9 protein-coding genes are annotated in these 12,133 nt (G+C 65.2%); 5 read left to right on the top strand and 4 right to left on the bottom strand.

The features are described 5' to 3' along the window. Window positions 1-687, bottom strand: a 687-nt coding sequence (locus IC50_RS25405) for an MBL fold metallo-hydrolase (RefSeq protein ID WP_035711211.1), incomplete at its 3' end; no start/stop codon positions are given. Window positions 688-860: 173 nt separating this feature from the next. Here IC50_RS25405 and IC50_RS25400 point away from each other — a divergent pair. Continuing rightward, entirely contained in the window at window positions 861-2,063 is a 1,203-nt protein-coding gene (locus tag IC50_RS25400; RefSeq protein ID WP_035711209.1) for an MFS transporter, read from the top strand. 10 nt (window positions 2,064-2,073) lie between these two features. On the opposite strand, the gene IC50_RS25395 is transcribed toward IC50_RS25400, so the two are convergent. Both IC50_RS25395 and IC50_RS25390 read right to left on the bottom strand, forming a co-directional pair. Continuing rightward, on the bottom strand, window positions 2,074-3,687 hold the full coding sequence (locus IC50_RS25395; protein WP_035711207.1) for an acyl-CoA synthetase: 1,614 nt from the start codon (window positions 3,685-3,687) through the stop codon (window positions 2,074-2,076). A 69-nt stretch (window positions 3,688-3,756) separates the two neighbouring features. Continuing rightward, entirely contained in the window at window positions 3,757-4,524 is a 768-nt protein-coding gene (locus IC50_RS25390) for a FadR/GntR family transcriptional regulator (RefSeq protein ID WP_035711206.1), read from the bottom strand. Window positions 4,525-4,689: 165 nt separating this feature from the next. On the opposite strand from IC50_RS25390, the gene IC50_RS25385 reads away from it, so the two are divergent. The 4 genes from IC50_RS25385 (at window position 4,690) to IC50_RS25370 (ending at window position 11,094) form a co-directional block, all read left to right on the top strand. Next, entirely contained in the window at window positions 4,690-5,895 is a 1,206-nt protein-coding gene (locus IC50_RS25385) for an ABC transporter substrate-binding protein (RefSeq protein WP_035711203.1), read from the top strand. Between the two features lie 248 nt (window positions 5,896-6,143). Then, window positions 6,144-7,211, top strand: a complete 1,068-nt coding sequence (locus tag IC50_RS25380) for an HlyD family secretion protein (protein WP_035711210.1) — start codon at window positions 6,144-6,146, stop codon at window positions 7,209-7,211. Then, window positions 7,208-9,979 (top strand): ribosome-associated ATPase/putative transporter RbbA, encoded by a 2,772-nt coding sequence (gene rbbA / locus IC50_RS25375; protein ID WP_035711201.1) that lies wholly within the window; start codon window positions 7,208-7,210, stop codon window positions 9,977-9,979. Before IC50_RS25380 ends, rbbA begins: the two co-directional genes overlap by 4 nt. A gap of 2 nt (window positions 9,980-9,981) precedes the next feature. Beyond that, window positions 9,982-11,094 (top strand): ABC transporter permease, encoded by a 1,113-nt coding sequence (locus IC50_RS25370; RefSeq protein ID WP_035711198.1) that lies wholly within the window; start codon window positions 9,982-9,984, stop codon window positions 11,092-11,094. Between the two features lie 142 nt (window positions 11,095-11,236). Here the strand turns inward: IC50_RS25370 and IC50_RS25365 are convergent. Beyond that, a partial coding sequence (locus IC50_RS25365) for a tetratricopeptide repeat protein (protein WP_035711196.1) occupies window positions 11,237-12,133 on the bottom strand: 897 nt, incomplete at its 5' end.

Raw genomic sequence — 12,133 nt, 5'->3', positions numbered from 1 at the left:
GCCTGCCGCGATCCGCCGCACCGCGGCGGCGTTGAGCGGCATGTAATTGGGGTAGGAATACATGAAGCTGACGCAGCGCCGGTCCATCGTCACCTGAGCGACGTCCCCGGTGAGCAGCGCGCCCCTGCTGTCCGCACCGCGCGCATAATGCAGCACGGTGGCGCCGGCGAAGTGGCCGCCGGTGCGCAGCAACAGCACGTCATCGGAGATGCGATGGCTTTCGCCGGTCCAGTGCACGATCGCGGGATGAGGCCGTGTGACAAAAGCGCGGTCGTCGGCGTGCAGATAGACCGGCACGCCGCCGAACGTATCGCTCCAGTCAGCGACCGCACCATAGTAATGCGGATGCGAGATCGCGATGGCCCTGAGCCCGCCGAGTGCGGCGACATATTGCATGGCCTCATCGGTCGCAAGCGGAATGCAATCCCACATCACGCAGCCTTCGCCTTGAGGCACCAGCAATGCACGCTGCCCGATGGCAAAGCTCGGCTCCATCCCGATCCCGGTGAGGCCAAGGTCGTCGCGTCCCACCAGCCGGTGCCGGCGCGCGAGTTCCTCGCGCGCGAGAAAGGTCTGCCCGTTCCAGTTCACGAACTGCCGCTCGTCCTCACAAATCGGGCAGGAGTCGGGCGTTGCTGCGCGTGAGGGAAATTGGGCGCCGCAGGTTTCGCAGGTCCAGAGAGGCATGGCTCGTGCTCCGTGGCAAGATCGCAGGATGACATTGCGGACAAGCTCCCGGCAAGTTCGATGATCGGCAGCAGAGTCTGGAACCAACGCGGCGAGCGCCCGTTACGCTCAGGCCCACGCCAGGCCGATTGGCCAAAGGGATCGCGACACACGAAGAGCATATTCGAGTATCGATGGTATCGCGGTCCCCCTCCTCGTCCCGTGTCTGGCCTTTGTTCGCGCTCAACTTCTTCATGGCCGACATGCAGTCGGGCATTGGACCGTTCGTCGGGGTATTTCTTCAGGAGCGCGGCTGGGCCAGCGGGCTGATCGGCACCGCCATGACCATCGGCAACGTCGCGGGCATGCTGATCACAACGCCAATCGGGGGCTTCATCGACGCCAGCCGAAACAAGCGGCTCTGGGTCGTCGGTCCCGGCATCTGCGTCGTTCTCGCGTCCGCGATCATCCTGATCTCGCAGAACTTCTGGGCGGTGACGTTCTCGCAGGTCGCGCAATCGCTGGCGAGCGCCGCGATCGTGCCGGCGGTAACGGGCATCACGCTCGGCATCGCCAAGCAGAAGGGCTTCAATGCACTCAATGGCCGCAATCAGGCCTTCAACCACGCCGGCAACATGGTCGGCGCCGCATTGTCGGGCTATCTCGGATACCAGTTCGGCTATGTCGCCGTGTTCGCGCTGGCAGCCGTGTTCGGCGCCATCGCCATCGCCTGCGTCCTGATGATTCCGGCCAAGGCAATCGACGACCGTGCTGCGCGCGGCAGCAAGGAGGACGACTCCAAGGCTCCCCCGGATGCGATGACAATGCTGCTCAAGCACCGGGCGCTGCTCGTGCTGGCCCTCACCCTCGCGCTATTCCACCTCGGCAACGCTGCCATTGTTCCGCTCTACGGACTTGCCGCGGTGGCCGAGGGCCAGGCCAACGGCCCGAGCTTCGTCGCGACCACCGTGGTGATCGCACAAGGCGTGATGATCGTGACCTCTCTGATCGCGATGAAGGCCGCGAGCAAGCGCAACTATTGGCCGGTGATCCTGGTGTCCTTCATGTTCCTGCCGATCCGCGGCGTGCTTGCCTTCTTCGTCACGGGATGGTGGGGCGTCGTGCCGATGCAGGTGCTCGACGGCATCGGCACCGGGCTGCAGACTGTTGCTGTCCCCGGCATGGTCGCGCGCTCGCTCAACGGCACCGGCCGCATCAATCTCGGCCAGGGCGCCGTGATCACCGTGCAGGGCGTCGGCGCGAGCTTCAGTCCCGCACTCGGCGGCTGGATCGCGCAATGGATCGGCTACGGACCGACCTTCCTGCTGCTCGGGGGCTTCGGGCTCGCGTCGATCGCACTATGGCTGGCCTTCGGTGCCGCAGTGAAGAAGTACTGAGGCGAGATCATCACGTCCCGAAATTCTTCTGGATCGCCTTGTCGAGCGTCTCGCCGCCGACGAAGCGCTGGCGGAGCTCGCGCTTGAGCAGCTTGCCGCTCGGATTCTTCGGCAGGCTATCGACAAAGATGACGCGCTTGGGCACCTTGAAATGCGCCATCTGGCCGGCGCAGTGCCTGATGACGGCGTCCTCGTCCAGCTTCTCCCCGCTCTTGACCACGACGATCGCAGTCACCGCCTCGATCCAGCGCGGATCGGGCAGGCCGACGACGGCGACCTCGGAGACCCCCGGGATGCGGTAGACCATCTCTTCGACCTCGCGGCTCGCGACGTTCTCGCCACCGGTCTTGATCATGTCCTTGACGCGATCGACCACGGTGATGTGGCCCTCTTCATCGACGGTGGCGAGATCGCCGGAATGAAACCAGCCGCCGGAGAACGCTGCCGCCGTCTTCACCGGATCGTTGTAGTAGCCGGACAGCAGATGCGGCGAGCGGTGAACGATCTCGCCGACCTCGCCGACCTCGACGTTCTCCATCGCCGCGTTGACCACGCGCGTTTCGACATTGAGCACGGGCTTGCCGGCCGAGCCGGCCTTGCGCAGCTGGTCCTCCGGTCGCAGCACGGTCGCGAGCGGCGCGATCTCGGTCTGGCCGTAGAAATTCCAGAACTTGACGTTGGGCAGGCGGCGCTGAAGTTCGAGCAGGACTTCCACTGGCATGATCGAGGCGCCGTAATAGCCCTTCTGCAAGGTCGACAGATCTGTCGTGTCGAAATTCGGCGAGCGCAGCATCGCGATCCAGATCGTCGGCGGCGCGAAGAAGGACGTGATCTTGTGGGCTTGGATCAGCGCCAGAATGTTGTCGGCGGTCGGCTTGCCCGTGATGACGCCGGAGGCGCCGAGATAGATCTGCGGGCCCAGGAAAACGTCGAGCTGGGCGCAATGATAGAGCGGCAGCGCGTGCAGAAACTTGTCCTCCGCGCTCATGCCGCCGTCGATGATGCAGCTGACATACTGCCACATCACGGCTTCGTGGGTCAGCATCGCGCCCTTGGGCAGGGATTCCGTGCCGCTGGTGTAGACGATCTGCGCGAGATCGCGGCTGTCGACCGATGCGTCCAGGAACGAGCCGTCGGCGTCGAGGAGATCGTCGAAAGTGGTGAGGCCCGCGGGCGCCGATGCGGGATCCTCGCCCGGCAGCCAGATCATCTTCTCGACCGCGCAATCCTTGGCGCTTGCGGCCTTCGCAGGCTCGACGAAATCAGGCCCGGTCGCGAGCAGCTTGGCGCCGGAGCTCTTGAGGATGAAATTGATCTCGTCCGGATTGAGCATGAAGTTGATCGGCACCAGCACCGCGCCGATCCGCGCCACCGCGAAGCGCAGCGCGGCAAAGGCGTGCGAATTGCGCGAGAGCACGGCGAGGCGGTCGCCCTTCTTGACGCCGAGTCCCAATAGACCGCGGCCGAGCCGGTTGCAGATCGCGTCCATCTCGGCGAAGGTCCAGCTCACATCGCCGCAGCTCACCGCGAGCTTGTTCGGCTCGCGGCCCGCCGACCGGCGCAGGAGATCGCCGATGGAATGCTCGCGCGCTTTCGAGATGATGGCTGCGATGTCGCCGGTCATGTGTCCCTCCGTGTGATGTCTTTATTGGCTGGATTTCTTGGCTGAAATCTTGCGTCTTGTTGTGCAGTGTTATCTTCGCCGAGCCGCTTGCGCGTGCTCCATGTACATGTGCTCGACCGAACGATCGAGCGAAGCGATCTTCTCGAAGCCGCGGCGCCAGTCCTGCAAGTGCCGACGCGTCCACAGCACGCCGGCCTCGCGGTCGCGGCGGCGGATCGCGTCGATGAGATGGCGGTGCGCGGCGACGAGACGCGGGCCGCCTTCGGCCACACCCGTCACGATCATCTCGGTGGTCGGATAGAACAATTGCGCCGCCGGCTCGCGCGCAAGCTGGAGCACGCGGTTCTGCGAGGCCTTGGCCACCAGCACGTGGAATTCGGCGTCGCATTCGGCGAGCGCCGCGGGACTACCGACCACGGCTTCGCTGCGCACGAGATTGTCGTCGAGCTCGACGAGATTCGCGTCGGTCGCGCGCTCGACGGCGCCTTCGATGCTGGCGACCTCCAGCGTCATCGAGGCCTCGTAGAGCTCGCGGAAGGTGACCTCGTGCAGCACCAGCGCGCGGCTGAGACGGCTGGCGAGCTTGCTGTAGCGCGGCAGGCAGGCGTGCAGGCGGCGCGAGGAATCGCGGCGGATCAGCCCGCCCTCCTCTAGCACGCGGATGCCCTCGCGAATGGTCGAGCGATTGACGCCGAACTGGCGGACCAGATCGTGCTCGGTGCCGATGGGATCGCCCGGCTTGATGCGGCCATTGACGATCTCGCGCTCGATGGCGTCAGCCACCTTCTGATAGGCCGGCGCGACATCAATCGGGCGAAACAGCGGCGCTAAAGGCAATTTGGCCCCCAATGGCGTTTGTCGGACAAACTATAGGACCAGTCCGAAAGCACGTCAAACCCCGTCAATAATGCCGCACGCGCAACAAATTGACTCCTGCGGAACCGACCTCTAGCTTTGTCGGACAAAGGGACAGAATAGTCCCGCATAAGAGGAAACGTATCCATGAGACCTATCGCAGCACTCGCGTCTGCGGCCGGCTTGCTGTCGGCTGCCCTGATCATCCCCGCGTCCGCCCAGCAGGCCCCGCTCAAGATCGGGGTGCTCTCCGACTTCTCCTCGGTCTATTCCGACATCGGCGGCATGGGGAATGTCGAGGCGACCAAAATGGCGATCGAGGATTTCGGCGGCAAGATGTTCGGCAAGCCGATCGACATGGTCTCGGCCGACGTGCTCAACAAGCCCGACGTCGCCTCGACCATCGCCCGCAAATGGTGGGAGACCGAGGGCGTCGACATGATCATCGACCTGCCGACCTCGGCCACCGCGCTCGCGGTGATGGAGCTGTCGAAGCAGTACGAGAAGATCATGATCGTGACGGACGCGGCGAGCTCCGACATCACCGGCAAGTCCTGCTCGCCCTACACGGCGCACTGGACCTACGACACCTACGCCAACGCGCACACCGTCGGCAGCGCCATCGTCAAGAACGGCGGCGACACCTGGTTCTTCCTGACCGCGGACTACGTGTTCGGCCATTCGGTCGAGCGCGACACCGGCGATGTCGTGAAGGCCGCCGGCGGCAAGGTGCTCGGCAGCGTCAAGCACCCGCTCAACACGGCGGACTTCTCGTCCTTCCTGCTGCAGGCTCAGGCCTCCAAGGCCAAGATCATCGGTCTCGCCAATGGCGGCGGCGACACCATCAACGCCATCAAGCAGGCCGGCGAGTTCGGCATCGTCGCCGGCGGCCAGAACCTGGCTGCGATCGTGATGTTCATCTCCGACGTGCACAGCCTGGGACTGAAGCTCGCGCAGGGGCTGATCATCACCGAGGCGTACTACTGGGACCTCAACGACAGGACCCGCGCCTTCGGCAAGCGCTTCCTCGAGCGCGTCAAGCGCATGCCGACGATGAACCAGGCCGCGACCTACAGCGCGACGCTGCATTACCTCAAGGCCGTGCAGGCCGCCGGCACGAAGGACACCAAGACGGTGATGGCCAAGATGCGCGAGCTTCCGGTCAAGGATGCCTTCACCGACAACGGCGTATTGCGCGAGGACGGCCGCATGGTGCACAGCATGTATCTGTTCCAGGTCAAGAAGCCCGAGGAATCGAAGGGCCCGTGGGACTACTACAAGGTGCTCGCCGAGGTCCCTGCCGATCAGGCGTTCCGGCCGCTGAAGGATGGCGGCTGCCCGCTGGTGAAGTGAGACGGCCCGGATCGAGCCGACAGTCATTCCGGTCAGCAAGACTCGCTCGTCCGCTCGACCAATCCGGCGGACGGGCGATGATGGGAGGCGCAGGCCCAAATAGAGGCAGGACACCTCGCGCCGCGGTCTGATCTGCATCAAGTTGCGGTGCAAAATTCGCTGCAATGTTGAGTTCGCTCTTTCCGCGCGATCAGCGGCTGGGCGTTCGTACCTCAACAGTGGGCGCCGCCGCACGGCGTTATGAACAGATGAATTTCACACCGGGTCGCGTCGTCGCCGCGCTCGCCATCCTGCTCGCGGGCGGCGGCTATTACTATTGGCAGCACCGCGATGCCAACACGCTGCCACCGGGCTTTGCCCGCGGCAACGGCCGCATCGAGGCGGTCGAGATCGACATCGCCACCAAGACGCCGGGACGAATCCGCGAGATCCTGGTCAACGAAGGCGATTTCGTCAGCGCGGGCCAGGTTCTGGCACGCATGGACACCGAGCAGCTGCAGGCCCAGCGCCGCCAGGCCGAAGCGCAGCTCCAGCGCGCGACGATCAATGTCGAGACCGCGAAGAGCCTGGTGAACCAGCGCGAGGCCGAACGCAAGGCCGCCGAAGCCGTGGTCGACCAGCGCATCGCCCAGCTCGACACCACGAGCCGCAAGCTCGACCGGTCCGAACAATTGATCAGGACGAGCGCGGTGTCCCAGCAGGTCCTGGACGACGACCGCGCCGCCAACGCCACAGCGAAGGCGGCGCTCGCCGCCTCCCAGGCCCAGGTCGCAGCATCGGAAGCCGCTATCAGCTCCTCTCGCGCCATGGTGATCGATGCCGGCGCGGCGGTCGACGCGGCAAAGGCCGCGATCGAAAGCATCAACGCCGACCTCAACGACAGCGTGCTGAAGGCGCCGCGCGACGGCCGCGTGCAGTATCGCGTGGCGCAGCCCGGCGAGGTGCTCGCTGCCGGCGGCCGCGTCCTCAACATGGTCGATCTCGGCGACGTCTACATGACGTTCTTCCTGCCGACGGCCGATGCCGGCCGCGTCGCGATCGGCGCCGAGGTCCGTCTGGTGCTCGACGCCATCCCGCAATACGTGATCCCCGCAAAGGCCACCTTCGTCGCCGACGTCGCGCAATTCACGCCCAAGACCGTAGAGACCGAGGAAGAACGTCAGAAGCTGATGTTCCGCATCAAGGCGCATATCGCGCCAGACCTGCTGCGCCAGCACATCGAACACGTGAAGACCGGCCTGCCCGGAATGGCCTATGTGCAGCTCGATCCGGCCTCGCAATGGCCCGACAATCTCAAGATCAAGCTGACGAGATGAGCACGACCATCGCAGCCGAAGCACCGGCTGCCGTCGGCAGCGTGGTGCATCTGGAAGGCGTAGGCCTGAGCTACGGCAAGACCCGGGCGCTCGAATCCATCACGCTCGACCTGCCGTCCGGCCGCATGGTCGGGATGATCGGCCCCGACGGCGTCGGCAAATCGAGCCTGCTCGCCCTGATCGCGGGCGCGCGCGCGATCCAGGAGGGTCGTATCCACGTGCTCGGCGGCGACATGGCGAGCGCGCGCCACCGCCGCAACGTCTGCCCCGATATCGCCTACATGCCGCAGGGCCTCGGCAGGAATCTGTATCCGACATTGTCGGTGTTCGAGAACATCGACTTCTTCGGTCGCCTGTTCGGACACGACAAGGCGGAGCGGAACAGGCGCATTGCCGGCCTGCTGCGCGATACCGGGCTCACGCCCTTCGCCGACAGGCCCGCTTCAAAGCTCTCCGGCGGCATGAAGCAGAAGGTCGGCCTGTGCTGCGCGCTGATCCACGATCCCGAGCTCCTGATCCTGGACGAGCCGACCACCGGCGTCGATCCGCTGTCGCGGCGCCAGTTCTGGGAATTGATCGCCTCGATCCGCGACAGCCGGCCCGGCATGAGCGTGATCGTCTCGACCGCCTACATGGAAGAAGCCGCGCAGTTTGATTTCCTGATCGCGATGAACGCCGGCCGCGTGCTCGCGACCGGAACGCCCGCCGAACTCAAGCGGCAGACCGGCGCCGATACGCTCGATGACGCCTTCATCCGTCTGTTGCCCGAGGCCGAGCGCAGCAACCACAGCAATGTCGTCATCCCCCCGCGCGACAAGGATCACGAGGAGATCGCGATCGAAGCCGACCACCTGACCCGGCGGTTCGATGGTTTCGTTGCCGTCGACGACGTCAGCTTCCGCATCAGGAAGGGTGAGATCTTCGGCTTTCTCGGCTCTAACGGCTGCGGCAAGACCACGACCATGAAGATGCTGACCGGCCTCCTGCCCGTGAGCGAAGGCACCGCGCGCCTGTTCGGCAAGACCATCGATGCCGGCGACATGTCGGTGCGGCGGCGCATCGGCTACATGTCGCAGGGCTTCTCGCTCTATTCCGAGCTCACGGTCGCGCAGAATCTCCATCTGCATGCACGCCTGTTCGAGCTGCCGGCGGACACCATCGCCGCCCGCATCGACGAGATGATCGCCCGGTTCGATCTCGCCGATGTCGTCGACGCCCTGCCCGATGCCTTGCCGCTCGGGCTGCGGCAGCGGCTGTCGCTGGCGGTCGCCATGATCCATGCGCCCGACATCCTCATCCTCGACGAGCCGACGTCCGGCGTCGATCCGGTCGCCCGCGACCGCTTCTGGCAGATCCTGGCCGAGCTCTCCCGCAAGGACAACGTCACCATCTTCGTCTCGACTCATTTCATGAACGAGGCGGAGCGCTGCGATCGGATCTCGCTGATGCACGCCGGCAGGGTGCTGACGTCGGATACGCCCGCCGCGATCGTGGCCGCGCGCGGCACCGCCACGCTGGAGCAGGCCTTCATCGCCTGCCTGGAAGAGGCGATTGCCGACACGGCGGATGCAGCGCCTCCGCCGGCAGCCGCATCCGTCGCGCCGGCCGAGACGTCGGCGCCGCCGCGTAAGCACAGCGCCGCGTTCAATCCGACGCGCATGCTCGCCTATTCCCGCCGCGAGACGCTCGAGCTACGGCGCGATCCGATCCGCGCCACGCTCGCGATCCTCGGCAGCGTGCTGCTGCTGTTCGTGCTCGGCTACGGCATCAGCATGGACGTCGAGAATCTGACCTTCGCCGTGCTCGACCGCGACGACAGCGTGATCAGCCGCGACTACAGCCTTCAGATCGCCGGCTCGCGCTATTTCACCGAGAAATCCCCGATCACCGATTACGCCGAACTCGACCGCCGCATGCGCTCCGGCGAGATCGGCCTCGCCATCGAACTGCCGCCGGGCTTCGGCCGCGATGTCAGCCGCGGCCGCCATGTCGAAATCGGCGCCTGGGTCGACGGCGCCAATCCGACGCGGGCCGAGACGCTGCGCTCCTATGCCCAGGCGATCCACGCGACCTGGCTCGCGCAGAAAGGCCGCGAGCTCTATGGCGATGCAGCGATCGCCGGCTCCTACCAGCTGCAATTGCGCTACCGCTACAATCCGGACGTCCGGAGTGTCGTCGCCATGGCGCCTGGCATCATTCCGCTGCTGCTGATCATGATCCCTTCGGTGCTCGCAGCACTCGCGGTCGTGCGCGAGAAGGAGCTCGGATCGATCGTCAATTTCTACGTCACGCCGGTGACGCGGCTGGAGTTCCTGCTCGGCATCCAGCTGCCCTATGTGGTGCTGGCCTTTGCCAACTTCCTGCTGCTGGTCGGCTTTGCGCTCACTGTCTTCCGCGTGCCTTTCACCGGTAGCTTCCCGACCTATGCGGCTGCCGCGCTGCTCTATGTCACGGCCACCACCGGCATCGGACTGGTGATCTCGTCGTTCATGAAGAGCCAGATCGCCGCGCTGTTCGGCACCGTGCTGATCACGCTGATTCCCGCGATCCAGTATTCCGGCCTGATCGATCCGGTCTCGTCGCTGCAAGGGGCGGGCAAGATGATCGGTCTTGTCTATCCGACCAGCTATTTCGTGACCATCTCGCGCGGCACGTTCTCGAAGGCACTGGGATTCGCCACGCTTCACAACGAGCTCTTGGCGCTCGCCGTCATGATCCCGGTGCTGGTCACCGCAGGTGCGCTGCTGCTGAAGAAACGGGCCCGTTGACCATGCGCCTTGGCAACTTGCTACAACTCGGAATCAAGGAATTGCGCGGACTGGCGCGCGACCGGGTGTTGCTCGTGCTCATCGCATATTCCTTCACGTTCGCGGTCTATGAGGGTGCCAACACGCTGCCGGAGACGTTGAACCGCGCTGCGATCGCCATCGTCGACGAAGACCATTCGCCGATCTCGACTCGCATCGGGATGGCGTTCACCGCACCGTACTTCTCCACGCCTCGGCTGATCTCGCAATACGAGATGGACCGACGGATGGATGCCGGCCTCGACACGTTTGCCCTCGACATACCGCCGGACTTTCAGCGCGACCTCCTGGCGCGGAAGGCGCCGACGATCCAGCTCAACGTCGACGCGACGCGCATCTCACAGGCCTTCAACGGTGGCGGTTATGTCGAGCAGATCGTCAACGCCGAGATCGCGGAGTTCCTGGCGCGCACCCGCGAAGCTCAAACACCGCAGATCGACCTCGCGCTACGTGCTCGTTTCAATCCGGAGCTGAAGAGGTCCTGGTTCGGCGCGATCGACCACCTCATCATGTCGATCACCATGCTCTCGATCATCCTGACCGGCGCGGCGCTGATCCGGGAGCGCGAGCACGGCACGATCGAGCACCTCCTGGTGATGCCGGTCACGCCCCTGGAGATCATGGTGAGCAAGGTCTGGTCGATGGGAGCGGTGGTGCTGGTCGCCTCGGCGCTGTCGATCGCCTTCGTCGTCAAGGGATGGCTGGCGGTCACGATCGACGGCTCGGTGGCGCTGTTTCTCGTCGGGACGGCACTCCAGCTCTTCGCCACCACCAGCATGGGCATCTTTCTCGCCACCGTCGCCGGATCGATGCCGCAGTTCGGACTGCTGCTGATCATGATCCTGCTGCCGCTGCAGACCCTGTCGGGCAGCATGACGCCGCGGGAGAGCATGCCGCAATTCGTCCAGGACATCATGCTGGCGGCGCCCAACACGCATTTCGTGATGCTGGCGCAGGCGATCCTGTTCCGCGGCGCGGGCCTGGAGGCGGTGTGGCCGCAGCTTGCTGCGCTCGCCGTGATCGGCGGCGTCTTCTTCGTGATCGCGCTGCGCCGGTTCCGCGCGTTCCTGGCGTGACGCGCGAGGGCTTCGCTTCAAAGAGGCGAAAACAACCCCATGCACAGTAGCGATCACGTTGTTTCAGCTGCGAAATTCATTTGACGCGTCGGGCAAGATCGCGCCTGCGCCAGCGCTATCGCCAGCCTGACCGGGAGCCGGCTCAGCTGAGCCGATCGTCCCGGGCGACCATCTCGTTCAGCATCGCCTCGGCTTTCTGCCTCAGCGGCAGCGCGCCGCTTTCGGAAGCGATCGCAATGGCGCCGCGCAGAGCGACGAGGATGGCGGCCTTGTTCGCCGCATCCGATGGCGGCGTCACGACGGCCTCGCCGAACAGGGCCTCGGCCTCGAGGCCTGAAAACCCCTGCTGGCGGGCGGTGTTGCGGGCCTCGCGCAGCATGTTCTGCGCGGCCCTGACATCGCCGAGTCGGTGGGTGGCGAGCGCCAGATAGATCGAGCTGCGCAGCACCGCCGAGGTATAGCCGACCCCCCTCGCCTCCTCGCGCGCCTCCGTCAGCATGCCGCGCGCCCGGTCGAACAGCCCCTGCTCCAGATAGGCGATGCCGAGATGACAGGCCAGCACCGGCACGAACAGCCGGATGCCGTGCTTCTGCGCCAGGACGAAGCCGTCCTCGAGGATGGCAGCAGCGGCCGCCGGATCGTTCTGCCCGAGCTTCAGCCAGCCGCCGCTATAGGCGGCGGCGACGCGGTCATAGGGGCGGCCGGTCTCCTTGGCGATTGCGGCGGCTTCGCGCTGGAGCTGCTCGGCGGCATCGAGCTCGCCCATGACGGTGTGGGTGAAGCTCTTCATCATGCAGCAGAGGAGGAGCGTGTATTTCGGCGGCGTGCCAAACGGCGCAATCGCTTCCGATCCCATGAGATGAGCGCGGCCTCGTGCGAATGTCTGCTCGGCCTCGCGATAGCGCCCCGCAAGAAAATAGGCTTGTCCGAGATTGTACAGCGCAAGATTGCGCCACCCCGGATTGCCAGACTTCTCGGCAAGACCGACGACTTCCTCGCCAAGGAGAACAGCCTCGGTAGGCGTCCCGTAAAAATTCTG

This window comes from Bradyrhizobium genomosp. I (2014), from assembly GCF_000261685.1.
Lineage (GTDB): Bacteria > Pseudomonadota > Alphaproteobacteria > Rhizobiales > Xanthobacteraceae > Bradyrhizobium.
This window is presented reverse-complemented; position numbering and strand designations above follow the sequence as displayed.